Here is a 22,710-nt window from a genome sequence, read left to right as displayed (position 1 = left end):
CCTTACTTGTCCGGCCTCCGCCGCCTCGAAACCGCGACAGCACGACGCGCGCGCGGCCGGCCCGCGCTGACCCGGCGGTCGAGGGCCGACACCGCGACAAACGTGGCCACCGGAACCAGCACGAGCGCGGCCCACTGCAGCGGCCCGAGGTAGTGGGTCACGTCGGTGTGCGCCATGTTGAACGCGATGAGCCCACCGAACCCCCACTGCACCAGCGGCACGGTGATCAGCACGGGCGCGACCCACACGAGCAGCCGGCGACGCACCTCGGGCTCCTGCCGCACAAGAGCGGCCACAACCAGCGCGGGCGCGGCCACCACCATGACGATGAGCTGAACCGCAAAGTGCAGGGCAGCGGATCCGCTCGACCAGACCTGGTAGGGCATGAACGTGTCTTGCGAGACCAGCAGCACCCCCGCCGCAGCGACCAGCCACCCGCCCCGCGGCCGCATCGGACCACCACCCTCGGCAACCAGCGTCGCGGCCAGCACCACCGCGGACGCGACGATGATCCAGTAGGCGTAGAGCACCGTCGCCGGAGCGTTGACATAGGACTGGAACGGCACCACGATCTCGGCGGCCAGCCCGACGGCAGCGCCCGCCGCCCCCAGCCACCGCCACCCGACGACGCCCGCGACCAGCACCACACCCCAGACCACCGGACGCGCCCAGTCGAGCGCCGGCAGATGCGGCACGAAGCCGGCGTCGGCTCCGGTAGCCCACCTGATCGCCACGCCCGCGACCCGGCGCACCCCGAGCGCGAACAGCAGCATGGCCCCGAAGATCTGCACGACCCGGGCCGCACGACTCCGGCCGGTTTCGAGCCCGCGCAGATGGGCCGCAAGCGCGCCACGCACGACGTCGAACGTCTGAGCCACGCCAGGACGCGGATCGGCCATCAGGACGCCGAGCATCTCGTCGCCGTACTCCTGCCGGAAGTCGCGCGGATAGAGCGCAAGCAGCGGCCGGTAGCGCGCCTCGGGTTTCATCGGTTCACACTCCGGTCACGCTCGATGCGGTTGTTCAGCCGGGCCACGCCGAGGAAAGCCGCGGCCGGGATCAGCACCATCGCCGCCCACTGCAGCGGGCCGATCGGCCGGATCGTGTCGGGATTGCGCACGGTGAACTCGATGAAGTCGCCGAAGCCCCACTGCATCAGCGGGACCGTGATCAGCACCGGCGCGGCCCAGGCCGCCAGACGGCCACGCAGCTCGCGCGGTTGCCGCACGGCGAAGACCAGGACGAACAGACCGGCGACGAGCACGAAACCGTTGCGCATCGAGCCGAGCTGGTAGGCGAACGCCATGCCGTGGACGACCATCAACGCCCCGGCGGCGACGACCAGCGGCCAGGCGCGGACGGTCAGTCCCTCCGCGGTCGCCGGTGACCAGCCCCGCATCCGCAGGGCGCCGCGCTCGGCGACCAGACCGGCGGCCAGCACGACCATCGCCGTGACGATGAACCAGTCGGCGTAGCGCACCGAGGCCGGTGTGACGAGGTAGGACTGGAACGGCACGGCGATCTCGTTGCCCAGCCCGACGGCCGCGCCCGCCGCACCGAGCCACCGCGACCCGAGCCAGGCCCCGGCGAGCGCGACACCCCAGGCGGCCAGACGAACCCAGCTCGTCGTATCGATGGTCACCCAGCTCGGGTCGTCGACGACGGCCCGCGTGGACAGCACTCCGCTCACGCGGTGCAGCGCCAGGGCGAACAACAGCGTGGCACCGACGATCTGTACGACGCGGGCCGCCCGGCTCTGTCCGGTGAAAGCGAGACGCAGGTGAGCCAGGACCGCCCCGCGCACGAGGTCGAGCGCCTGCGGAACACCCGGACGCGGGTCGGACATCAGAACGCCGAGCATCTCGTCGCCGTACTCCCGCCGGAAGTCACGCGGGTAGAGCGTGAGCAGCCGCCGGTAGCGCGCCTCGGAACTCAAGCCAGGACTCCTTCGTGAGCGGGAGCGGACAGTGCAGGTGGTCAGTGGGCCGCGACAGCGCAGTTCGTCAGCCGGCCGCGACAGTGCGGCTGTTCAGCGGGCCGCGACCATGCGGTTCGCCGGCCGGCCACGACGGTGCAGCTGTTCAGCGGGCCGCGACCATGCGGTTCGCCGGCCGGCCACGACGGTGCAGCTGTTCAGCGGGCCGCGGCGGTGCGATTGGTGAGCATCGCGGCGCCGAGGAAGGCCGCGGCCGGCACGATCACCAGGACTGCCCAGTGGAGCGGGTTGAGCAGCCGGGTCGAGTCGGGGTTGCGCATGTTGAACTCGATGAAGCCGATGAAGCCGTACCGGACGAGCGGCACGCTGACGACGATCGGCGCGGCCCAGCACAACAGCCGGCGGCGCAGGTCACGGCCCTGCATCAGCAACGCCACCAGCAGGAGCGACACGGTCACACCGATGGTCAGCAGGTCGGCCGACCCGATGTAGCCGAACGCGAAGAAGGCGAACGGAGCCCGCGCGACGACGACCGCCAGAGCCGCCGCCGCTCCGGCGACCAGCCACCAGCCCCGCGGCCACAGCACACCCGCGTCGTCGCCGGCGAGGCCGGCGATCAGCACGACCGCCGCCGCGACGATCAGCCAGTAGGCGTAGAGCACCGTCGCCGGAGTGTCCGCATAGGACTGAAACGGCACCAGGATCTCGGCGGTCAGACCGATGGTCGCCGCCCCGGCGCCCAGCACCCGCCACCCGAGGACGGCCCCGGCCAGCGCCACACCCCAGACGACCGGGCGGACCCAGTCGGCGGCCGGGACGTGCGGCGTGTAACCGTCGGCCGTGGCGGTGGCCATCATGATCACCACGCCGGTCAGCCGGCGCAGCGAGAAGCCCAGCAACAGCATCGCGCCGAAGATCTGGACGATCCGGGCCGCCTGGCTCTGACCGGTCACCGAGGCGCGCAGGTGGGCCAGGATTGCGCCGCGCACGATGTCGAGCGTCTGCACCACACCCGGGCGCGGGTCGGCCATCAGCACGCCGAGCATCTCGTCGCCGTACTCCTGCCGGAAGTCACGCGGATAGAGCGCGAGCAGGCGCCGGTAGCGGATCTCGGTCATGCGGTGGCTCCCCCGAAGTTGGTGCGGCGGGCCCGCAGCCGGCCCTCCGCGATGGTGGCTTGCGCGCGCAGCCGGTCGGTCTCGGTCTGCAGGCTCTGCTCGCCGGCCCCCGTGAGCCGGTAGTAGCGCCGGAGCCGGGACTGGACGACTTCCTCCCGATCGACCTCGATCAGGCCCTCGCCGCGCAGCCGGTCGAGGGCGGCGTAGAGCGTGCCCGCGCGCAGACGCACCCGTCCGCCGGTCATCTGCTCGACGTCTTCGATCACGGCATAGCCGTGCCGGGACTCGCCGGCCAGCGCCGTGAGGATCAGAAAGGTCGGCTCGTTCACCGCGGCAGCATATACCGACCGTCGGCATATACCAAGATTGGATTCATCCGAGGCGGGTAGAGAGAGTCGATGGCTGAAGCGGGTCTGAGTCAGCAGGGTGGGCTGACCGGGTGGGTGGCATCCGTCATCGAGTCGTGGGGCGAGGTGGGGGTCGGCCTGCTTGTCGCCCTGGAAAACCTGATCCCGCCGATCCCGAGCGAGATCGTGCTCTCGCTCGGCGGCTACCTGGCCAGCGAGGGCCGGGTCAACCTGGTTCTGGTCTTCCTGGCCGCCACGGCGGGTTCGGTCGGCGGCGCGCTGCTGCTCTACTGGCTCGGCTACGGCCTGGGCGAGGATCGGCTGCGGCGCTGGCTCGACCGCATCCCGCTGGTCGACGCCGACGATCTGGACAAGGCCGACCGCTGGTTCGAGAAGTACGAGAAGGCCGCCGTCCTGTTCGGACGCTGCATGCCGGTGGTGCGCAGCCTGGTCTCGGTGCCGGCCGGCGCCAACCGCATGCCGCTCGGCCTGTTCACCCTGTTCACCGCGATCGGCAGCGGGGTGTGGAACGCGCTCTTCGTCGGGGGCGGCTATCTGCTCGGGTCGCGCTATCAGGACCTGGAGACGTACAGCCAATTCTTTGATCTGGCGATCTGGATCTTCTTCGCCGTGACCGTCGCGCTCTGGGTCGTGAAGAAGGTGCGGAAACGGCGAAGCGCGGCCGCTGGACGGAGCGGCCGCGCTTCTTGATCAACGGGTAGGGATCAGAACCCGGCGCTCACCTTCGTGAAGGCCCAGTCGGCCTGCGCGATGCCGGAGCAGTTGGAGACCACGCCGCCGCCGGCGCAACCCCGGTCGCGGTTGACCGACCAGAACGTGAACCGCGCGAGGCCCTTGCTCTTGGCGTAGTCGCGGATCCGCGTCCAGGTGTCGACGGTGGTGAGCTCCTGCTGGTCCGAGAGACCGTTCATGCCCGAGATGCCGATGCGCGAGTAGGCCTGCGCGTCGGTCAACCCGAAGGTCGTCTTGACCAGGTTCTTCAGACCCTCGGTGGCACCCACGGTCGAGGCGTACATGTCGGCGCCGCCACCGAAGTCGAACGGCATCTGGGTGAAGATGTCGATGTTGGCGTTCAGCGCCTTGGCCTGCTGCACGAGCCGGGTGCCGTAGTAGTTCGGGCCGGTCGGCGAGGTGCCGAAGGTCAGGATCGTCTTCACCGACGGGTTCTTCTGCTTGACGATCTTCAGCGCGTTCAGGACCCGGTCCTGCACGACGGTGTTCTCGAACTCGTCCGAGTTCTCGATGTCGATGTCGATCGACTTGAGCTGGAAGGCGTCGATGAGCTTCTGGTACGCCCCGGCCAGCGCCTCCGGCGTCGAGCAGTTGGGGCCGAGCTTGTTGCCGCTCCAGCCGCCGACCGACGGGACGATGTCGATGCCGGCCGCCCGGGCCTGCGCGATGTAGCTGGCGTGCACGCCGCCGGTCAGGCCGCTCTCGCCGTCCCAGGCCGGGTTACAGCCGTTGCTGGCCAGCACGAACGCGATCGTGAAGGCCTTGACGCCGGTCGCGTTCGCGACGGTCGCGGGCGCCGGCGGGTTGCCCCAGCCCGGGTAGACGTACGGCGCCGAGGCCATCTTGGTGCCGGTCGACGGCGGCGTGGTCGGAGGCGTCGTGGGCGGGGTGGTGGGCGGCGTCGTCGGGGGCGTGGTGCCACCGCACGTGCCGTTGTCGATCCAGACGTCCCACTGGCCGCTGTGCGTGGCCGGCGACTCGTTCTGGGTCCACCACTTGGCGGTGTAGTTCTTGCCGTTCTGCGAGGCCTGGTTGTCCTTGACGTAGACCGCGCTCGACGACCAGGCCGGCGCACAGGCCGCGGCCGCGTTCGAGGTGGCCATGGGCAGTACGGCGGCGGCCGTACCGGCCACGGCGACCGCACTGAGCAAAGCGAGCTTCCGGCTCAGCTTCATGGGGACTCCTGCGTGGGGTGGGGGTTGGGGGTTACGGCAGGGTGGAGAGGTGGGGCTTGACGGTGTTGGCGAAACCGTTGCCGTTCGTGACGTCCCAGTTGATCGACCAGGTCATGGCGCCGGCGATGCCCGGGTAGGTGGCCGGGGGCTTGAAGGAACCGCAGTTGGTGCCGCGGGCCAGGCAGTCGAGCGCGTTGTTGACCACGGTCGGGGCCACGTAGCCGCCGCCGGCCGCGCGGGTGCTGGCCGGCAGGCCCACCGCGACCTGGTCGGGGCGCAGGCCGCCCTGGGTCTGGATGCAGGCCAGCGCGGTGATGAAGTTGACCGTGCCCTGCGAGTACGCGTTCATCTGGTCGCAGCCGAGCATCGCGCCGGAGTTGTAGAACTGCGTGAACACCACGGTGAGGATGTCCTTGATGCTCAGCGCGAGGGCGAAGTACGAGGACTGCGGGTTCTGCATGTCGATGGTCTGCGGCGCCATCGTGATGATCAGGTTGGCGCCGGCCTTGGCGCGCAGGCTGCGCAGCGCCTGGGCCATGTAGGTGGCGTTGAGGCCGTTCTCGAGGTCGATGTCGACCCCGTCGAAGCCGTACGTGGTCATCAGCCGGTAGACCGAGTCGGCGAACGCGGTGGCCGCGGCCGAGCTGGACACGCTGACCGTGCCCTTCTCGCCGCCGACCGAGATGACGACCTTCTTGCCGCGCGAGTGCAGGGTGGCGACGTCGGCCTTGAACTGGGCGTCGGTGTAGCCGCCGACCGCGCTGGCCAGGCCCGGGTCGAGGTTGAAGGTGACCGCGCCCTGGGTGGCGGTGGCGTCGGCGAAGGCGACCGCGATCAGGTCGTAGTTGTTCGGCACGGCGGCCAGCTTGAGCGGGGCGGCGCCGTTGTCGAAGTTCTGCCAGTAGCCGGTCAGGAAGTGCTTGGGCAGCTGCCCGTTCGACGGCGGCGTCGTGGGCGGGGTGGTCGGCGGCGTCGTGGGTGGCGTCGTCGGCGGAGTGGTGGGGGGTGTGGTCGGCGGGGTCGTGGGCGGCGTGGTCGGGCCACTGCCGCAGGCGCCGTCGTTCTTCCAGACATCCCACTGTCCACTGTGCGTGGCCGGGGACTCGTTCTGCGTCCACCACTTGGCGCTGTAGTTGGTGCCGTTCTGCGAGGCGGTGTTGCCGCCGACGTAGACCTGCGACGAGCTCCAGGCCGGGGCACACGCCGCGGCGGCCGAGGCCGTGCTGGTGAAGTAGGTCGCCGCACCTGCGGCGACGAGCGCCGTGACAGTCGCCAAGACTACGGATCGGGAGCGCTTCATCGCCGTCCTTCCACGGTCATCCAGTGAGATGTATCAATCATTAGGACTGTTAACAGTAAAAGTCCAGAGGGCGAACCCTTAAACATCCTTAAAGATGGATGGACCGGGGCCCGGAGCCCCGATCCATCGATGATCGTCAGCGCCGGAACTGGATCCAGTTGACGTTCACAAAGTCGGCCGGCTGACCGCTGGAGAAGGTCAGGAAGACCGTGTGCGTGCCGGTCACGTTCGCGACGTTGCCCGGGATCGACTGCCAGGTCTGCCAGCCGCCCGTGCTGCCGAGCGCGAAGCTGCCGATCGGGGCGTTGTCGCGGCTGTCCAGGCGCACCTGGATCAGGCCACTGACCCCGGAACCGGCGCCCGACGCGACCCGCGCGACGAAGTCCTTCACGCCACCCGTACCGAAGTTGACGTTGTTGAACTGCAGCCAGTCACCGTTGGCGATGTAGCCGACGTCCTGCCCGCCCTCGGAGCACGTCTCGACCTGCACCCCGGCCGACGAGTTGAACGACTCGGCCTCGATCCGCGAGTAGGCGTCCCGCGTGCCACCCGTCGGCGGCGTGGTCGGCGGTGTGGTCGGCGGCGTCGTGCTGCCCGAGCTCTGCCAGACGGCCACGTAGTCGACGATCATCGGCACGCCGGGCTGGGTCGCCGACGTGGGACCGCCCCCGAACGCGGCCGGGAACCCGCCGCCCATGGCCACGTTGAGGATCACGAACATCCCGTGGTGGGTGGCGTTGTTCCAGGTCGTCGCGTCGACCGAGTTGCTGGTGAGGGTGAAGTAGTTGGTGCCGTCGAGATACCAGCGCATCTGCTCGGGCGACGTGCTGCGGTCGTATTCCACCGCGTACGTGTGCATGCCGGTGTTGCAGCCACTGCAGGCGCGCTCGCCGCTGGTCAGGCCGGTGGTCTCGTTGCACGGACCGCCCGGGTTGCTGCCGCAGTGCAGGGCGGCGAACACCGAGTTGCGGCCGTTGATGTTCTCCATGATGTCCCACTCGCCGATGCTCGGCCAGTTCGTCGCGCCGACCGGGCGGGCCGCCGCGCCGAGGGCCCAGAACGCGGGCCAGTAGCCGGCCGCGGCCGCCCCGCTGACGTTGGGCTGCTGCAGCCGCGCCTCGATGCGCACCTTGCCCCCGGCCGGCGCCGCGAAGTCGGTGCGCTGCGTCTCGACCCGGCCCGACGTCCAGTTGCCGCCCGAGTCACGCAGCGGCTTGATCACCAGGTTGCCGTTGCCGTCCTGATAGACGTTGTTCGTCGAGTCGGTCATGTACTCGACCTCGCCGGTGCCCCAGTTCGACGCGCCGCCGGGGTAGCCGTACCCGATGTCGTAGAGCCAGTTGGAGCGGTTGAGACCGGTGCCCGCGGCGCCGGTGAAGTCGTCGCTGAAGACCAGCGACATGCCGGCCGGGGCGGTCGGGACGGCCGCGTTCGCGTTCATCGCGAAGACCGCCGTGGCGGCCACCGCGAGCAGGGCCGTCGCCGTGGCGAGCAGACTGCGTATCCGCTTCCGAGACATGGATTGCGCCTTCCTGGAGGGGGTGTGAGAGCGCTCTCAGCGGATTTCACGCTCACCATGTGAACGTTGTCAATATGGACAGTCGTCGATTGCCCGCCCGTACCCGGAAGTGGCACAGTGCGGATCGCCCAGCCGGTCGTTTCTGTGCGGCGATGATCGGGTAACCCCGGCGGCATGGACACCGGTGCCACGGGCGCGACCACGATCTCCGAAGACCTGGCGCAGAAGGCCGAGTCACGCGAACTGCTGACGCTCGGGGTCGAAGAGGAATACATGCTGGTCGACGCGGTCGAGCCGCGGGCCGTCGAGGCGGTCGAAGAAGTCTTCGACCACATACCGGCCGAGATCAGCGCCTTCGTCCAGCACGAGTTGACCCGCGGCCAGATCGAGGTCGCCAGCCCGCCGCAGCTCGAACTCGGAGCTCTGGCCGAGGCCCTGCGCGGTCTGCGCAGCGGGGTCGCGGGCGCCGCCGAGCAGGCCGGGGCCCGGCTGCTCGCGATGGGCTCCGGGCCGGCCTCGGGCGGGAACATCCGATTCGTCGACAAGCCCCGGTACCACCGCATGCGGGAACGCTTCGGCGACCTCTCCCCCGGGCCGGGCCTGTGCGGCACGCACGTGCATGTGAGCGTCCCCGACGATGAGACCGGGGTGCAGATCCTCAACCATCTGCGCCCCTGGCTGCCGATCTTCCAGGCCGCCACGACGAACTCCCCCGTGTTCGCCGGCCGGGACACCGGATATGCCAGCTGGCGCTCGATGTTGTGGGAGCGGTGGCCCACCGTCGGCCCGGCGCCCTACCTGCGCTCGTTCGCCGAATACGAGACCCTGGTCAGCGACCTCGAGTCGAGCGGCGCGATGCTCGACGAAGGAATGCTCTACTGGTACGCCCGCCTGGCCGCTCGCTACCCCACCGTCGAGATCCGGATGGGCGATGTCATGCCCACCACCGACGACGCTGTGCTGCTGGCCGCCCTGGCCCGGGGACTGGTCGCCACCCTGCTCAACGACGTCCGCGACGGCAAGCCGGCCCCCGATGTGCCGCACCCGCTGCTGATGGCCGCGCACTGGCGGGCCGCCCACGACGGGCTCGAGGGCCTGAACATCGACATGGCCACCCGCGAGCCGCGCCCGGCCTGGCGGCTGATGCGCCAGCTGTTCGACTACGTGACTCCCGAGCTCGAGCGGCACGGCGACCTCGAGACGGCCACGGTCCTGATGGGACGCCTGCGCTCGCACGGCACCGGCGCCGCCCGGCAGCGGGCGATCCTGGCCCAGGGCGGGTCGGTCAGCGACGTCGTCGACCGTTTTGCCCGCCTGACCCGCGGAGCCGATCCGGCGGCATAGGTTGGAACCATGAAACTCGTGGTCATCGGCGGGGACGCGGCCGGCATGTCGGCCGCCTCGCAGGCGCGCAAGCGTCTCGGCCCGGACGACCTGTCGATCGTCGTCTTCGAGCGTGGGCACTACACGTCGTACTCGGCCTGCGGCATCCCCTACTGGATCGGTGGCGCGGTCGAGGAGAAACAGAAGCTGATCGCCCGTACGCCCGAGGAGCACCGCAAGAACGCCATCGAAGTCCGGCTGCGGCACGAGGTGGTCGGCATCGACCTCGACCGGCGCGAGGTGGTGGCCCACGACCTGGCCGGTGGCGGCGAGGTGCGCGAGCCGTTCGACCACCTCGTCTACGCCACCGGCGCGTCCCCGTTCGCGCCGGAGTGGGCCCGCGTACGCGACGCCGGGGTCTTCGGTGTGCAGACGCTCGACGACGGCGAGGCGATCCACTCCTGGCTCGACCGCTCGCCCACGCCCCGGCGCGCGGTGGTGATCGGCGGCGGCTACATCGGGGTCGAGATGGCCGAGGCGATGGTGCTGCGCGGGCTCGAGGTCACGCTGCTCGAGAAGTCGCCCCAGCCGATGGGCAAGACGGTCGACCCCGAGATGGGCGCCCTGGTGCAGAAGGCGATGCGTTCGCTCGGCATCGAGGTGCGCACCGACGCCCACGTCGAGGGGCTCGAGACCGCCGACGGACGGGTGCGCGGGGTGGTCACCCCCGACGGCACCCTGCCGGCCGACATCGTGGTGCTGGGTCTGGGCGTACGGCCGAACTCCGCCCTGGCTCTGGAGAGCAGCCTGCCCGTGGGGCCGACCGGCGGCGTGATCACCGACCTGCGCATGCGGGTCGAGGGCGTGGAGGGCGTGTGGGCCGCCGGCGACTGTGTCGAGTCACGGCATCTGCTCACCGGGCGGCCGGTACACGTACCTCTGGGAACTCACGCCAACAAGCAGGGCCGGGTGGCGGGCATCAACATCGGCGGCGGATACGCCACGTTTCCCGGGCTGATCGGCACCGCGGTCACCAAGGTGTGCGACCTCGAGGTGGCCCGCACCGGGCTGACGTCCAAGGAGGCGCGGGCGGCCGGCTTCGCCTTCGTGACCGCGAGCGTCGACTCGACCAGCCGCGCCGGCTACTACCCCGGCGCTGAGATGATGACCATCAAACTGATCGCCGAGAAGCGTACGGGCGTGCTGCTCGGAGCCCAGATCGTCGGACGGGCCGAGGCCGCCAAGCGGATCGATGCGCTGGCCGTCGCGACGTGGAACCGGATGACGGTCGAGGAGATGACGTCGCTCGATCTGAGTTACGCGCCGCCGTTCGCCCCGGTGTGGGATCCGGTCCTGATCGCTGCCCGAAAGGCCACCGAGGCGGTACACGCCAGCCTTTGACCGGATTTGGGTGCGCGGGCCTTCAGCGCCCTGCCAGCAACGATGCCGGACGGTAATGGATCGACCACCGATCCGGTATCGCGCTTGATCTTGCGGCACGGTAGGAACGCAGGATGCCGCCCATCTCGTCTCCCCCATCGACGCAGGCCGTCAGTGGGCGACACCGGCGGCCCGAGTCCCTCGCCGACATCCGCAGTGGGCCACGCGTCGTCCTGAGCGCTGACATTCCGCGGCCGCGCCGCTCCGATCGGCACCAGCGTCCCACCCGCGGTGGCCGGCACGCCGCGGCCCGCCCGGCCACCACCCGGCCCCCGGTGACCGGCACCCACCGCGCCCCCGGCACCCTGCCGATCGAGTCGTGGCTGCTGATGGGCAAGAAGCGGCAGCAGGCCCTGCTCGCCTCGCTGGTCGCGATCGGCATCGTGCTGCTGGCCATGCCGGCCCAGCAGCGCCGCGACGGCTTCGACGCGGTCAACGCGGCCGCCCAGGCGGTGGCCGGTGTGCAGACACCGGCGAAGCCGCAGGCCGTGCCCACCCCCGAGCGCGAGAAGAGCGCCCCGAAGGAAGAGGACGAGAAGCCGCCGTCCACATCGGAAGAGTCCGCGCCCGACAAGCCGGCGCCCACCCCGACGGCCGCGAGTCCCCGCCCGAGCCGGTCTGCTCCCGAGGCCGAGAAGGCCGCCACCGATCTCGGGCCGGGCAAGTCGCTGCGCACCACGGGCAGCAAGGTCGTGGCGCTGACGTTCGACGACGGCCCCGACCCGGTGCAGACGCCGCGCATCCTCGAACTGCTCGACAAATACCAGGTGAAGGCCACCTTCTGCCTGGTCGGCACCCAGGTCAAGCGGCACCCGGAGATCGTCCGCGACATCGTCGCCGCCGGTCACACGCTCTGCAACCACACCTGGGACCACAGCCTCAAGATCGGCAAGGACCAGCCCGCCAAGATCCAGGCTGACCTGCTGAGCACCAACGCCGCGATCCAGGCGGCCGCGCCCGACGCGAAGGTCCCGTTCTTCCGCGCCCCCGGCGGCAACTTCACCGAACGTCTGGTCGGCGTGGCCGGCAACCTCGGGATGACCTCGCTCTATTGGGAGGTCGACCCGCGCGACTGGGACCACCCCGAGAAGGAGACGGCCGAGCAGCACATCGCGCGGGTGGTCAACGACATCCGCGGGCAGGTGAAGCCGGGCGCGATCGTGCTGTCGCACGACTTCAACCAGCCGGACACCATTGCGGCGTACGAGAAACTGCTCCCCTATCTGGCCGAGAACTTCACCCTGGGCATCCCCGCGCCTTCTCCGGAACCCTCCTCTAGCGTTCCCGCTGACAGCTAGGGCACCAGTAGAGATTGCGCGCGGCGAGCGACCCGCGTGCCACCTCGGTGCCGCAGACCAGGCACGGCTGCCCCGGCCGGCGATACACGTAGACCTCGCCGCCGTGCCGGTCGACCCGCGGCGCCCGCCGCATGGCCTCGGGCGTGTGCCGGGTGTGCACGGTGTCGATGCGACCGCGGGCCACGCCCTCCTTCATCAGCGCGCGCAGATCGGCCCAGAGCTCGTCCCACACGTCGGCCGTGATCAGGCGCCCCGGCGTGGACGGCGCGAGCCCGGCCCGGAACAGCACCTCGTTGGCATAGATCAGCCCACATCCGGCCACGATCGACTGATCCATCAGCAGCCCGAAGATCGGCTTGCCGCTCTTGTGGATCGACGGGAAGGCCGCCCGCGGGTCCGAGTCATCCCGCAGCGGATCCTCACCCAGCCGATCACGCAACAATTGGACCTGCGCCGGATCGAACACCTCACACGCGGTCGGCCCGCGCAGATCGAGCCAGTGCGCGCCCCCCACCACCCGCATGCGAACCTGCCCGACCGGCGCCGGCACGGGCCGCTCCCCGTCGGCAAACTTGCCGTAGAGCCCGAGGTGAACGTGCACGGTGAGGTCGCCATCATAGTGATGCAGAAGATGTTTCCCGTACGCCTCGGTGTCCGTCAGCCGCCGCCCGTCAACGCGCCCGGCCCCGTCCGTGAAGCGCCCCTGGGGGCTGCTGACCTGCAGTAGTTGTCCGGCAAACAACTCCAGGTGGCGGGCCGCAAGCCGATGAATGGTGTGTCCCTCTGGCACGGTCAGCAACAGTACCCAGCACGCCCGTTTCCACGCCATCTGAGCTGGTGAGCGGCTCGTGTGATCTCGCCCGGGCAGAGGCGAGTACGCCTGAAGCACGTGGGCCGGGTGGGCTCCGAGACGGACGGTCGGGTGGCTTGCGGCGGCCTCTTCTGTGTCAGTCGAAGATGCGCTCAAGGTCATCAACGGTGCAGCGGGCGGAAGCTGGTTCAGCGGCTGCGGATCGGCGGGCGGCTGCACGTTCGACGCGACGTAGGCGAGCATTCTCGGCCAGCGCGGCGGGCCGACAGACAACTTCGGCTCGAGGGCATCCCCGACCCGACGGCGGGCACCACGCACGCATCACCTCGTGCAGAACGTCGTCTCGGGTACGGACGGTCAGCAGGGCCGATACTCGGCGGTGGTCTGAGTGGGCGTCCGTCGGGACAGCCCGAACCGGAGCCGGCTCGACCGTGCCGTTCAAGCTCACCAGCGACGCACCAGGGCAGGTCGTGCTGAACGCCAAGCTGGATCCCCGGACCAAGACGCTGCTGGTGATCGCTGGTCTGGCCGGCCGGGCCAGACCGACCACCGAGGTGGCCGCGGCACGCGCCGAGATCACGGCGGTGGAGGACTTCATGCGAGCCCGCCGAGCCAGGCGAGCCGGACCGCGGGGCAGCTGGCGTCGGCCCGTGATCTGGAGAGCTTGGTCGCGGTCGGCATCATCGGCCTGCTCGAGACGTTCACCTTCGCCGTGCAGCGCGACGAGTTCGCCACCATCTGCACGCACACGACGTACTGGTTGGAGGGCGCCAACGTCACCGTACGTATCAGAGGCGGTGCTGCTGACCGGCGACCGCGCCGACGCGTGCGACGTGCCGTGGGCGCTGAAGCTGCTGCACGACCGCGGTTCCACCCCGCCTTGCGAGTGATCACCGGGGGTTGGGCGCAACCACTCACTCAGGTCGCCGTGGCGTGCTTCGCGTTCTGGACGCGCCAGCGGCCAGCGAAGTGCGTCGCGGTCCCCGCGGGAGCGACGGTCTGCAACCCACCACCCAGCCGGGACATGCAGGTCTTGATCTTCGTTCGTCGTCGACTCGTGGAACGATGAACCTATGGTCAACAGTCCGGTGGCGTTTGTGCTCGGCGGCGGCGGCGTGCTCGGCGCGGTCGAGGTGGGCATGTTGCGCGCCCTGTTCCGTGGGGGATATCGGCCCGATGTGGTGGTCGGTACCTCGATCGGCGCGGTCAACGGGGCCCTGGTGGCGTCGGATCCGAGTGAGTCGGTGACCGACCGGCTGGTGCGGCTCTGGACGTCGCCCGAGGCGGCCACGGTCTACGGCGACTCGATCGGCCGGCAGCTGCGCCGGTTCGCGGCCCGCACCCATCTGCACTCGCCGTTGCCGCTGCGCCGGCTGCTGGAGAGCGAACTGGGCGAGCAGACGACGTTCGCCGATCTCAAGGTGCCGTTCCACTGTTGCGCGGCGAGCATCGAGCGGGCGGCCGAGCACTGGTTCGACAGCGGGCCCCTGGTCGACGCCGTGCTGGCCTCGTCGGCGGTGCCGGGGCTGCTGCCGCCGATGGAGATCGCGGGCGAGCACTATGTGGACGGTGGGATCGTCAACTCGATCCCGATCGGCGAGGCCGTGCGGCTCGGCGCCAAGCTGCTCTTCGTGCTGCAGGTGGGCCGGGTCGAGCGCAGTCTGAGCGTGCCCCGCCGGCCGTGGGAGGTGGCGCAGGTGGCGTTCGAGATCGCCCGGCGGCACCGGTTCGCGCGGGAGCTTGCGTCGCTGCCCGACGATGTACGGGTGCATGTGCTCCCCACCGGCGGCGGCGAGAGCCGGGACGACAGTCCCTGGGCCTACCGTGACATGGCGGCGGTCGGGCGCCGGATCAGCCGGGCCTACACCGCGTCGCGCCGCTATCTGGCGGCCAACGTCCCACCGGCGTCCTGATGCCGCTTCCCCCGGTCTGGGTCCGCCGCCTGATCATCGCCCCCGTCGTCGTGGTGCTCGCCGCCGCGCTGTTGCTCACCACCCCGATCTGGCTGGTGCTGGCGCTGCTGCTGTCGCCCCTCGTGCCCGGCCATCTGCGGGTGCCCCGGCTGGCGCTGCTGGCCATCCTCTATCTGCTCTGGGACGCGGCGGCGCTGGTTGTGCTGGCCGTCATGTGGGTGGCCTCCGGGTTCGGCCACAACATCCGCAGTCCGCGCTTCCAGCGGGCCCACTACGTGATCACCGGTCGCTTCCTGGCGATCCTGTTCTGGTTCGCCAAGTGGGCGCTGCACCTGACCGTCGACGTGGTCGGCACCGACCCGGACACGGCACTGCCGGGCCGGCCCGAGATCGTGGTCAGCCGGCACGCCGGTCCGGGCGACTCGTTCATCCTGATCCACGGCCTGATCAATTGGTTCCAGCGTGAACCGAGGATCGTCCTCAAGGCCACGCTGCAGTGGGATCCGGCCGTCGACGTGCTGCTCAACCGGCTGCCCAACCGGTTCATCTCGCCCGGCCGCACCGGCACGTCGACACTCGAGCAGCAGATCGGCGAGACCGCGTACGGGCTGGACGACAACGACGCCTTCGTGATCTTTCCGGAGGGCGGTAACTTCACGCCCCGCCGCCGGATGAGCGCGATCGCCCGGCTGCGGGCCAAGGGTCTGGCCGACGCGGCCCGTAAGGCGGAGAAGCTGCAGCACGTCCTGCCGCCGAAGCCGGGCGGACTGTTCGCGGCGATCGACGCCGCGCCTGACGCCGGGGTCATCTTCGTGGCCCACACCGGGCTCGACCGGATGATGACGATCGCCGACGTCTGGCAGGAGCTGCCGATGGACAAGCGGCTCGTGATGAAGTTCTGGAGTGTCCCGCCGGAGGAGGTGCCGACCGGCGAGGAGGAGCGGGTGGCCTGGCTCTACGACTGGTGGGCGCGGATCGACTCGTGGATCGAGGACAACCGTCCGGCGTTCCGTCCGCTCAGCACGGACTGGACGGCGCGTCGATCCGCGCCCACAGAGTCAGCCGGTTCGTCAGCCGCCGAGTGAGCTGTAGACGCTGTCGGGGGCCTCGGTCACCTCGGAGGCGGCCGGCTTGGTGACGGTCACCGGAACGCCGTAGTCGGTGTAGAGCACGTTCAGCGGCTGCGCGGCCTGCCCGTTGACGGCCGGGATCTGGATGGTGAGCTCGGCCAGCCGGCCCTGGTCGTCCAGGCCCGCGGTGAACGGCACCTTCTGCGCCTGGGCGCCGGACTCGTCGATCGTCACCTGGGAGACGCCGGCCAGGCCGACCGCCTTGGTCAGGTCGAGCGTGCCGGCGTAGCTGTTGCCGCCGGTGGACTGCACGTCGGTGGCCGAGCTGAGCAGCTTCGAGGTGTTCACCGGGTCGAGCTGACCGGGCCGCAGACCGATGTTGGCGCCCTCGGGCAGCCGGGCCACGTCGATGTGGGTCCAGGTGCTCGCCTTGGTGATGCCGGGGATCTGGACGTAGAGGTCCTGACCGGCGAGCAGCGTCTTGACCGTGAGCGAGGCGTTGGTGCCGTTGGCGGCCAGGTCGGCCGTGCCGACGCCCTGGGCCGGGTCGACCTGACCGGTCAGCTTGAAGCCGGGGCCGGAGGTCGCCGTGATCTTGAAGCTGGTCGTCCCGAGCTGCGAGGTTCCCTTGGTCAGGGCCTCGACCGCGGCCGGGTCGGCGGCGCTCGCCGAACTGCCGGTCGATGCGGGCGCGCTCGCGCCGGGCGCCGCGGTGCTGCCGGAGCCGGTGTCGCCGCAGCCGGTCAGGGCCAGAGCCGCCGTCGCCATCGTCGCGATCCCCAGCCCAGCGAGCCGTGGTGTCCGCATGTCCGTCCCTTCCGCCCGGCCGGTCGTCGGGATTGACTCCGGCTCATGGATCTCAATTCCCCCAACGGCGCTCCTAGCAAACGGACACGACGGACAGGTGGACCCCGCACCACCCACGGTTAGGAGGCACGCGGCATGATTGCCGTGGCACAGACACCCGCGGACCATCGGGAGGACCCGTGAGATTCGAGGTCAGCAAGGTCCTCGACGCCATCGAGGCCCGCCTCACCACCGATCCGGCGCTCGCCCGGGCCGTGGTCGACATGTCGGAGATCGTGCGTTACGCCGATCTCGACGGCGGTCGGCCCGCGAGCTCGGTGCGCCTCGGACTGGTGATCGACGCTCTTGGCAAGCGCGTCAGCGAGGAAAACGTCCCCGTCTACGTGGTGGCGCCGCGCGGCCTGCTCTCCGACACCGACCTGACCTCGAACGAGCGGATGGTCATCCGGCGCTGGGCCGACGACGGCAAGGTCGAGGTCGTACCCCAGGTCGACGACCGGGTCTTCGAGGTGGCCGAGCTACTGGGCCTGCCGGTGCTGACCCGCACCCGGGGCGACCGCGAGCGGCACCCGTGGGTCGACGAGCCGGGCCGGCTGCTGGCCGCGGTGGCCGGCGAGGGCGGCAGCACGGTGCTGATGGCCCGGGTCGGCCGGGGCGAACCGCCCAAGCCGGCCGAGCGGTCCCAGGTGGGTGAGCGACTGCTGGCCCGCATCTGGAGCTGCCCCGAGCCGAACTGCACGAGCTTCGGCTCCGGCGGCGACCCGGACAGCCCGTTCGCCGACATGCGCACCTACACCAGCCCGGTGTCGCAGCCGCCGCCGTCGTTGCGCACCGGCGCGCCGACCTGCCCGCGGCACGGCGCCCGGCTGCAGGACGCCGGCCCCCGCCCCTCGGTCGAGGTGATGTCGGTCCGCATCGACGGCGTCATCCGCTGCCGCTTCGTGGTCTCGACCGACGAGCCGGTCGTGGTCGGCCGCGCCCCCGACGGCGGCCGCGGCGTCATGCTCGGCCAGTGGCTGACCGACGACGCCCGCAAGTGGATCAGCCGCGGGCACGTGCAGTTCACGCTGCGCACCGACGGCAACCTCACGGTGCAGGACATCAGCACCAACGGCAGCGGGGTCCGCCCGGGCGGCTCGACCAGCGACGACGAGCGCATCGCGCTGCACCGCCAGGAGAGCCGCACGCTGGGCCCGACCGACGTGGTCGAGCTCTACGGCGGGGTCAACGTGGGCCGCTCGAAGATGTGGGCCACCGGCGGCGTCGTCCAACCCGAATCGGTGATGGCCGAGGCGCCGACGATGGCCCTCCGGAAGTTCGAGCGGCCTAGTTAAGAATCGCCGCCAGCTGGTCCACCGCGTGGTCGATCTCTTCGCGGGTGACGACCAGGGGCGGGGCCAGGCGGATGGTCGAGCCGTGCGTGTCCTTCGCGAGCACGCCGCGCTCGGCCAGCCGCTCACAGGCCTGGCGGCCGGTCAGCAGAGCCGGGTCGATGTCCACCCCGGCCCACAGACCCCTTCCCCGTACGGCGATGACACCGTGCCCGATCAACGCGTTCAAACGGGCGTGCAGGTGCTCACCGAGCTCGGCCGAGCGCTGCTGGAACTCGCCGGTCGCCAGCAGCCGCACCACCTCGCCGCCGACCGCGCAGGCCAGCGGGTTGCCGCCGAAGGTCGAGCCGTGCTCGCCGGGCTTGAGCACACCCAGCACGTCGCGGTCGGCGGCCACGGCCGACACCGGCACGATGCCGCCGCCGAGCGCCTTGCCCAGCACGTACATGTCGGGGACGACGCCCTCGTGCTCGATGGCGAACGTCCTACCCGTACGGCCGAGACCGGACTGGATCTCGTCGGCCACCATCAGCACGTTGTGCTCGTCGCAGAGCGCCCGTACGGCGGCGAAGTAGCCGGCCGGCGGCACGAGCACCCCGGCCTCGCCCTGGATCGGCTCGAGCAGCACGGCGACCGTGTTCGGGGTGATGGCGTCGCGCAGGGCGGCCTGATCCCCGTACGGCACCACGACGAACCCCGGCGTGTAGGGCCCGAAGTCGGCCTTGGCGTCCGGGTCGGTCGAGAAGCTGACGATGGTCGTCGTCCGGCCGTGGAAGTTGTCGGCCGCCACGATGATCTCGGCCTGGCCGTCCGGCACGCCCTTGACCTGGTAGCCCCACTTGCGGGACACCTTGATCGCGGTCTCCACCGCCTCGGCGCCGGTGTTCATCGGCAGCACCAGGTCTTTGCCGCAGAGCTCGGCCAGCGACCGGCAGAACTCGGCGAACTGGTCGTGCACGAAGGCCCGGCTGGTCAACGTGATCCGGTCGAGCTGGGCGTGCGCGGCGGCGATCAGGCCGGGGTGCCGGTGCCCGAAGTTGAGCGCCGAATATCCGGCCAGGAAGTCGAGGTAGCGGCGGCCGTCGACGTCGGTCACCCAGGCGCCCTCGCCCTCGGTGATCACGACCGGCAGCGGGTGGTAGTTGTGCGCCGTGTACCGCTCGGCCTCGGCCAGCTCGTTCGGCGTACGGTTCTCCACGGTCGTCATGAACGCACCTCCAACGTGCAGCACTTGGGTCCGCCGCCGGCCTTGCGCAGCTCGGAGACGTCGACCCCGACGGTCCGGTAGCCGGCCTTCTCCAGCTCGGCGGCCAGGTGGGTGGCCTGCACCGGCAGCACAACGGTACGGCCGTCGCTGACCGCGTTGAGGCCGAGTACGGCCGCGTCCTCCGCATCGGCGATCACGGCGTGCGGGTAGAGCTGCTGGAGCACGGCCTGCGAGCCGGGCGAGAACGCGGCCGGCAGGTACGCGATGTTGGTCTCGTCGAGGACGCACAGCGCCGTGTCGAGGTGGTAGAGCGACGGGTCGACCAGCTGCAGCGTGATCACCGGGCGGCGCAGCGCCTCCTGCGTCTCGGCGTGCGAGGCGTGCGCGGTGCGGAAACCGGTGCCGGCCAGCAACACATCCCCGGCCAGCAGGATGTCGCCCTCGCCCTCGTTGGTGTGCTTGGGCTCGATGACCTCGAAGCCGTGCTCGCGGAACCAGGCCGCGTAGGCCGGGGCCTCGTCGGCCCGCTCGGCGTCGCGGAACTGCACGGCCAGCACCCGGCCGTCGACCACGGTGGCGCCGTTGGCCGAGAACACCATGTCGGGCAGGCCGGGCAGCGGCTCGATCAGCTCGACCGTGTGTCCCAGGTCGAGGTACGTCTGCCGGAGGGTCTCCCACTGGCGGACGGCGAGCGCGTTGTCGTAGGGCGCCGTGGGATCCATCCACGGGTTGATGCGGTAGGTCACCGCGAAATGCGTGGGCCGGCACATCAGGTAGCGGCGCGGCGAGGCCGTGGTCGTCATGCAGAAAACGCTAGGCGCGCGGGACCGTCGAATGCTTCAGTTCAACCATGCACGCAGCGGTCGATCGTTGCGTGATCGGACCCGTTCGCAGAGATTCGTTGCACAGCGTCGAGGGCGGCCCTGAATCGGGGCCGCCCTCGCGGCGTTCACTGCCACCGGCGAACCGCCGGACCGTTCCGGGGCGGGACTGGTGTGCGCCAGTCCCGGTTCCGATCAGTGCGTCCGGCGAACCGCCGGTGCGATTGTCTGGTACCCGACAATTGCCGAAGGTAAACCGTCAGAAGCGGTTGATGAACTGTGCGTCGAGCCACACCCGGGCGTTGTCCACGGCCGGGATGTCGGTGCCCAGCCAGTTGAGCGAACCGGTCAGGGCGAGCACGCCGAGCACGATCGCGCCCAGCGAGAACACCATGCCGAGCAGGGCGTTGCCCTTGCCCGCGACGTGACGCTTGCCGGTGGCGTGGATGCCGCTGAGCGACAGGATCAGGGCCAGGCCGGCCAGGCCGATGCCATAGCCCATCAGCGGGCCGGACAGCACCAGCAGCACCGACGCGACACCCAGGATCAGGCCGAGCGTGGCCAGGAAGCTGGCCCGCGGCTTGGGGCCGAGCGGGGCCTCCGGCTTCTCCACGGTCGCGCTGCCGGAAGGCCGGGTCGTCGTGACCGCCGGCGGCGGGGGCGGCGGCGCGTCCCGCCGGGTGGCGGTCGGCGGGGCCGGAGGCAGGTCGGTGAGCGTGTCTTCCTCGTCGCGCCGGGGACGAATCTCGGTCGTGTTGTCGGAGCGCGGCCGCGTCACCGTGCCGGTCGCAGCCGGGCGCGTCGTGGCCGAGCCGGTGCCGGTCGCGGTCGGACGCTCGGTGGTCTCCGTGGTATCGCTTGTGGTCTGGCGGGAGAACGTCGGGATCCTCACGTCCAGCACCTCCTTGACGAATTCGGGGGATGCCCCTCCTGTACCCCGAACCCCCGGAAACGACACAACGGGCACGTGGGGAGTCCCCACGTGCCCGTCCGGATGTTGCGTGCGTCAGACCAGCGACGTCGTGCCGGTGACCTGGTTGGCCTTGCTGATCACGTGGTCGACCAGGCCGTATTCCTTGGCCTGGTCGGCGGTGAACCAGCGGTCACGGTCGGAGTCGCGCTCGATCTCCTCGGGCGTGTGCCCGCTGTGGAAGGCGATCCGCTCGTTCATCACGTTCTTGATGTGCAGCATGCTCTCGGCCTGGATGGCGATGTCGGCCGCGGTGCCGCCGATGCCACCGGAGAGCTGGTGCATCATGATCCGCGCGTGCGGCAGGGCGTAACGCTTGCCGGGCGTGCCCGCGCAGAGCAGGAACTGGCCCATCGAGGCGGCCATGCCCATCGCGATCGTCGCCACGTCGTTCTTGATGTACTGCATCGTGTCGTACACCGCCATGCCGGCACTGATCGAGCCGCCCGGCGAATTGATGTAGAGCGCGATGTCCTTCTCGCTGTCGGCCGAGGCCAGCAGCAGCATCTGGGCGCAGATGCGGTTGGTCACCTCGTCGTTGACCTCGGAGCCGAGGAAGATGATCCGCTCCCGGAGGAGCCGCTCGAACACCTGGTCATCGAAGGATGCGCCACCGCCCCGCATCGTCAACTCGTCAACACTCATGACAACACCCTCTCGCATCCGCCGCCCGGGCCGGAACCCGACCGGCCGTTTCGACGCTCCCAGCTTTCCTCAGCCGGGCCCTCGCCTCCCAGTGATTCCCCTCAGGGCGAATCAGCTCACGGCATAACCGCCCCCGTCGGGTGGCCGACAGGCAGTATCTCCGCGCGGTTCCGACAGCCCCTGACGTGCATGACCACTACCCGCGTCCTCGCCGTTGTCACCTCGCTCACCCTGCTGCTGCCGCTGGGCGCCTGCACCGCGGTCGCCCAGGCCACCCCGGATCCGACGGTCTCGCCCCATCAAAAGCCGACGGTCTCGCCCCACAAGATGCCGGCGGTCTCGCCCCACAAGAAGGCCCCGGCCGAGGCCCCCGTCGTGCGCCCGCAGAAACCGGCGTCGGAACTGCACGGCACCCAGTACGCCTACGTCACCGCCTACCAGGGCAATCGCGTCACGTTCGACCTGGTCGAGTTCTTCGAATCCCCAAAGGCCCACGCCGCCTGCGTCGCGGACGGCATCTCCAGCGGCGAGGGTGTCTGGTGCGCCGAGTACTACATCCGCAACAAGAACCATCGTCTGCGCTGGCTGGGCGCCGACCCGGCCGGCCGCTACACCGTCATCGACGAGGCCAAGGGCGACTGGGTCCCGACCGGCATGGCCGCCCTCCTGAAAAAGGCCCGCGACCACCACCGCCTGGTCGAGTTCCACATCGACGGCGGCCGCATCCTGAGCGCCAAAGAAATGTGGCAGGAGGCATGAAGATCAAGTTCATGTGGTCCCAGCGGGGTGGTGGGTTGCAGACCGTCGCTCCCGGCACCCCTCTGTCAAGGGTTTGTGGTGGGTGGTGTTTTAGGCTGGTGGTTGGCGGGTTCGGGTTGTGACTTTTCCGAAGTGCTGGTCCTGGGGTTTGGGTCGGCCGCGCTGGA

Annotated in this window: 22 protein-coding genes; 8 read left to right on the top strand and 14 right to left on the bottom strand. The window is 70.2% G+C overall.

Going from position 1 to position 22,710, the window contains the following annotated elements:
• Positions 1 to 2: 2 nt before the first annotated feature.
• The 4 genes from KOI35_RS00110 to KOI35_RS00095 form a co-directional block, all read right to left on the bottom strand.
• The gene (locus KOI35_RS00110; protein WP_215783911.1) at positions 3 to 989 is read right to left on the bottom strand and encodes a hypothetical protein; all 987 of its coding nucleotides are present in this window, start codon (positions 987 to 989) and stop codon (positions 3 to 5) included.
• The gene (locus KOI35_RS00105; RefSeq protein WP_215783910.1) at positions 986 to 1,936 is read right to left on the bottom strand and encodes a hypothetical protein; all 951 of its coding nucleotides are present in this window, start codon (positions 1,934 to 1,936) and stop codon (positions 986 to 988) included. Before KOI35_RS00105 ends, KOI35_RS00110 begins: the two co-directional genes overlap by 4 nt.
• 197 nt (positions 1,937 to 2,133) lie before the next feature.
• Positions 2,134 to 3,054 carry a hypothetical protein gene (locus tag KOI35_RS00100; RefSeq protein ID WP_215783909.1) on the bottom strand — a complete coding sequence of 307 codons (921 nt, stop codon included), beginning with the start codon at positions 3,052 to 3,054 and terminating at the stop codon, positions 2,134 to 2,136.
• A complete protein-coding gene (locus KOI35_RS00095) occupies positions 3,051 to 3,383 on the bottom strand; it encodes a PadR family transcriptional regulator (protein ID WP_215783908.1) in 333 nt (110 codons plus the stop codon). Before KOI35_RS00095 ends, KOI35_RS00100 begins: the two co-directional genes overlap by 4 nt.
• A 69-nt stretch (positions 3,384 to 3,452) precedes the next feature.
• On the opposite strand from KOI35_RS00095, the gene KOI35_RS00090 reads away from it, so the two are divergent.
• On the top strand, positions 3,453 to 4,112 hold the full coding sequence (locus KOI35_RS00090) for a DedA family protein (RefSeq protein ID WP_215783907.1): 660 nt from the start codon (positions 3,453 to 3,455) through the stop codon (positions 4,110 to 4,112).
• A gap of 14 nt (positions 4,113 to 4,126) precedes the next feature.
• Here KOI35_RS00090 and KOI35_RS00085 read toward each other — a convergent pair whose 3' ends face one another.
• From KOI35_RS00085 to KOI35_RS00075, 3 genes are all read right to left on the bottom strand, one after another.
• Positions 4,127 to 5,329 carry a glycosyl hydrolase family 18 protein gene (locus KOI35_RS00085; RefSeq protein WP_215783906.1) on the bottom strand — a complete coding sequence of 401 codons (1,203 nt, stop codon included), beginning with the start codon at positions 5,327 to 5,329 and terminating at the stop codon, positions 4,127 to 4,129.
• Positions 5,330 to 5,360: 31 nt separating this feature from the next.
• Positions 5,361 to 6,629 carry a chitinase gene (locus KOI35_RS00080; protein WP_215783905.1) on the bottom strand — a complete coding sequence of 423 codons (1,269 nt, stop codon included), beginning with the start codon at positions 6,627 to 6,629 and terminating at the stop codon, positions 5,361 to 5,363.
• Between the two features lie 136 nt (positions 6,630 to 6,765).
• Positions 6,766 to 8,148 carry a carbohydrate-binding protein gene (locus KOI35_RS00075; RefSeq protein ID WP_215783904.1) on the bottom strand — a complete coding sequence of 461 codons (1,383 nt, stop codon included), beginning with the start codon at positions 8,146 to 8,148 and terminating at the stop codon, positions 6,766 to 6,768.
• A 174-nt stretch (positions 8,149 to 8,322) separates the two neighbouring features.
• Between KOI35_RS00075 and KOI35_RS00070 the strand changes: the two genes are divergently transcribed.
• From KOI35_RS00070 to KOI35_RS00060, 3 genes are all read left to right on the top strand, one after another.
• Entirely contained in the window at positions 8,323 to 9,492 is a 1,170-nt protein-coding gene (locus tag KOI35_RS00070; protein ID WP_215783903.1) for a carboxylate-amine ligase, read from the top strand.
• A 9-nt stretch (positions 9,493 to 9,501) separates the two neighbouring features.
• Positions 9,502 to 10,872 carry an FAD-dependent oxidoreductase gene (locus KOI35_RS00065; RefSeq protein ID WP_215783902.1) on the top strand — a complete coding sequence of 457 codons (1,371 nt, stop codon included), beginning with the start codon at positions 9,502 to 9,504 and terminating at the stop codon, positions 10,870 to 10,872.
• Positions 10,873 to 10,985: 113 nt separating this feature from the next.
• The gene (locus KOI35_RS00060) at positions 10,986 to 12,209 is read left to right on the top strand and encodes a polysaccharide deacetylase family protein (protein ID WP_246612342.1); all 1,224 of its coding nucleotides are present in this window, start codon (positions 10,986 to 10,988) and stop codon (positions 12,207 to 12,209) included.
• Here the strand turns inward: KOI35_RS00060 and KOI35_RS00055 are convergent.
• Together KOI35_RS00055 and KOI35_RS00050 are read right to left on the bottom strand one after the other, a co-directional pair.
• Positions 12,187 to 13,263, bottom strand: a complete 1,077-nt coding sequence (locus tag KOI35_RS00055; protein ID WP_438870571.1) for an Fpg/Nei family DNA glycosylase — start codon at positions 13,261 to 13,263, stop codon at positions 12,187 to 12,189. The genes KOI35_RS00060 and KOI35_RS00055 overlap by 23 nt on opposite strands.
• A 351-nt stretch (positions 13,264 to 13,614) precedes the next feature.
• Positions 13,615 to 13,800, bottom strand: a complete 186-nt coding sequence (locus KOI35_RS00050; RefSeq protein ID WP_215783901.1) for a hypothetical protein — start codon at positions 13,798 to 13,800, stop codon at positions 13,615 to 13,617.
• Positions 13,801 to 14,093: 293 nt separating this feature from the next.
• Here KOI35_RS00050 and KOI35_RS00045 point away from each other — a divergent pair, with 293 nt between their 5' ends.
• Together KOI35_RS00045 and KOI35_RS00040 are read left to right on the top strand one after the other, a co-directional pair.
• A complete protein-coding gene (locus tag KOI35_RS00045) occupies positions 14,094 to 14,933 on the top strand; it encodes a patatin-like phospholipase family protein (protein ID WP_215783900.1) in 840 nt (279 codons plus the stop codon).
• Positions 14,933 to 16,018, top strand: a complete 1,086-nt coding sequence (locus KOI35_RS00040) for a 1-acyl-sn-glycerol-3-phosphate acyltransferase (protein ID WP_215783899.1) — start codon at positions 14,933 to 14,935, stop codon at positions 16,016 to 16,018. Before KOI35_RS00045 ends, KOI35_RS00040 begins: the two co-directional genes overlap by 1 nt.
• On the opposite strand, the gene KOI35_RS00035 is transcribed toward KOI35_RS00040, so the two are convergent.
• Positions 16,004 to 16,810 (bottom strand): hypothetical protein, encoded by an 807-nt coding sequence (locus KOI35_RS00035; protein WP_215783898.1) that lies wholly within the window; start codon positions 16,808 to 16,810, stop codon positions 16,004 to 16,006. The genes KOI35_RS00040 and KOI35_RS00035 overlap by 15 nt on opposite strands.
• Positions 16,811 to 16,989: 179 nt before the next feature.
• Here KOI35_RS00035 and KOI35_RS00030 point away from each other — a divergent pair, with 179 nt between their 5' ends.
• Positions 16,990 to 18,144, top strand: coding sequence for an FHA domain-containing protein (locus KOI35_RS00030; protein WP_215783897.1), 1,155 nt, complete (start codon positions 16,990 to 16,992; stop codon positions 18,142 to 18,144).
• On the opposite strand, the gene rocD is transcribed toward KOI35_RS00030, so the two are convergent.
• The 4 genes from rocD to KOI35_RS00010 form a co-directional block, all read right to left on the bottom strand.
• Positions 18,137 to 19,348 carry an ornithine--oxo-acid transaminase gene (gene rocD, locus KOI35_RS00025; protein WP_215783896.1) on the bottom strand — a complete coding sequence of 404 codons (1,212 nt, stop codon included), beginning with the start codon at positions 19,346 to 19,348 and terminating at the stop codon, positions 18,137 to 18,139. The genes KOI35_RS00030 and rocD overlap by 8 nt on opposite strands.
• Positions 19,345 to 20,151, bottom strand: coding sequence for a dimethylargininase (gene ddaH / locus KOI35_RS00020; protein ID WP_215783895.1), 807 nt, complete (start codon positions 20,149 to 20,151; stop codon positions 19,345 to 19,347). The genes rocD and ddaH overlap by 4 nt, the downstream gene beginning before the upstream one ends.
• Positions 20,152 to 20,428: 277 nt before the next feature.
• Positions 20,429 to 21,061 (bottom strand): hypothetical protein, encoded by a 633-nt coding sequence (locus KOI35_RS00015; RefSeq protein ID WP_215783894.1) that lies wholly within the window; start codon positions 21,059 to 21,061, stop codon positions 20,429 to 20,431.
• 114 nt (positions 21,062 to 21,175) lie between these two features.
• The gene (locus KOI35_RS00010) at positions 21,176 to 21,784 is read right to left on the bottom strand and encodes an ATP-dependent Clp protease proteolytic subunit (RefSeq protein WP_215783893.1); all 609 of its coding nucleotides are present in this window, start codon (positions 21,782 to 21,784) and stop codon (positions 21,176 to 21,178) included.
• Positions 21,785 to 21,973: 189 nt separating this feature from the next.
• On the opposite strand from KOI35_RS00010, the gene KOI35_RS00005 reads away from it, so the two are divergent.
• Positions 21,974 to 22,543: a hypothetical protein gene (locus KOI35_RS00005; RefSeq protein WP_215783892.1), complete on the top strand. Its 570-nt coding sequence runs from the start codon at positions 21,974 to 21,976 to the stop codon at positions 22,541 to 22,543.
• The last annotated feature ends 167 nt before the right edge of the window (positions 22,544 to 22,710 follow it).

Source organism: Paractinoplanes bogorensis (genome assembly GCF_018829635.1).
In the GTDB taxonomy this organism is placed as follows: domain Bacteria; phylum Actinomycetota; class Actinomycetes; order Mycobacteriales; family Micromonosporaceae; genus Actinoplanes; species Actinoplanes bogorensis.
The sequence above is the reverse complement of the archived record's forward strand: the minus strand, read 5'-3'. Positions and strand labels throughout refer to the sequence as shown.

Excerpts from the sequence above, each read along its gene's own strand:
- KOI35_RS00070 (WP_215783903.1), top strand. The coding sequence starts at position 8,323 with ATGGACACCGGTGCCACGGGCGCGACCACGATCTCCGAAGACCTGGCG.
- KOI35_RS00085 (WP_215783906.1), bottom strand. The coding sequence starts at position 5,329 with ATGAAGCTGAGCCGGAAGCTCGCTTTGCTCAGTGCGGTCGCCGTGGCC.
- KOI35_RS00065 (WP_215783902.1), top strand. The coding sequence starts at position 9,502 with ATGAAACTCGTGGTCATCGGCGGGGACGCGGCCGGCATGTCGGCCGCC.
- KOI35_RS00055 (WP_438870571.1), bottom strand. The coding sequence starts at position 13,263 with ATGCTCGCCTACGTCGCGTCGAACGTGCAGCCGCCCGCCGATCCGCAG.
- KOI35_RS00035 (WP_215783898.1), bottom strand. The coding sequence starts at position 16,810 with ATGCGGACACCACGGCTCGCTGGGCTGGGGATCGCGACGATGGCGACG.
- KOI35_RS00045 (WP_215783900.1), top strand. The coding sequence starts at position 14,094 with ATGGTCAACAGTCCGGTGGCGTTTGTGCTCGGCGGCGGCGGCGTGCTC.
- KOI35_RS00040 (WP_215783899.1), top strand. The coding sequence starts at position 14,933 with ATGCCGCTTCCCCCGGTCTGGGTCCGCCGCCTGATCATCGCCCCCGTC.
- KOI35_RS00005 (WP_215783892.1), top strand. The coding sequence starts at position 21,974 with ATGACCACTACCCGCGTCCTCGCCGTTGTCACCTCGCTCACCCTGCTG.
- ddaH (WP_215783895.1), bottom strand. The coding sequence starts at position 20,151 with ATGACGACCACGGCCTCGCCGCGCCGCTACCTGATGTGCCGGCCCACG.
- KOI35_RS00090 (WP_215783907.1), top strand. The coding sequence starts at position 3,453 with ATGGCTGAAGCGGGTCTGAGTCAGCAGGGTGGGCTGACCGGGTGGGTG.
- KOI35_RS00075 (WP_215783904.1), bottom strand. The coding sequence starts at position 8,148 with ATGTCTCGGAAGCGGATACGCAGTCTGCTCGCCACGGCGACGGCCCTG.
- KOI35_RS00110 (WP_215783911.1), bottom strand. The coding sequence starts at position 989 with ATGAAACCCGAGGCGCGCTACCGGCCGCTGCTTGCGCTCTATCCGCGC.
- KOI35_RS00080 (WP_215783905.1), bottom strand. The coding sequence starts at position 6,629 with ATGAAGCGCTCCCGATCCGTAGTCTTGGCGACTGTCACGGCGCTCGTC.
- rocD (WP_215783896.1), bottom strand. The coding sequence starts at position 19,348 with ATGACGACCGTGGAGAACCGTACGCCGAACGAGCTGGCCGAGGCCGAG.
- KOI35_RS00060 (WP_246612342.1), top strand. The coding sequence starts at position 10,986 with ATGCCGCCCATCTCGTCTCCCCCATCGACGCAGGCCGTCAGTGGGCGA.
- KOI35_RS00010 (WP_215783893.1), bottom strand. The coding sequence starts at position 21,784 with ATGAGTGTTGACGAGTTGACGATGCGGGGCGGTGGCGCATCCTTCGAT.
- KOI35_RS00100 (WP_215783909.1), bottom strand. The coding sequence starts at position 3,054 with ATGACCGAGATCCGCTACCGGCGCCTGCTCGCGCTCTATCCGCGTGAC.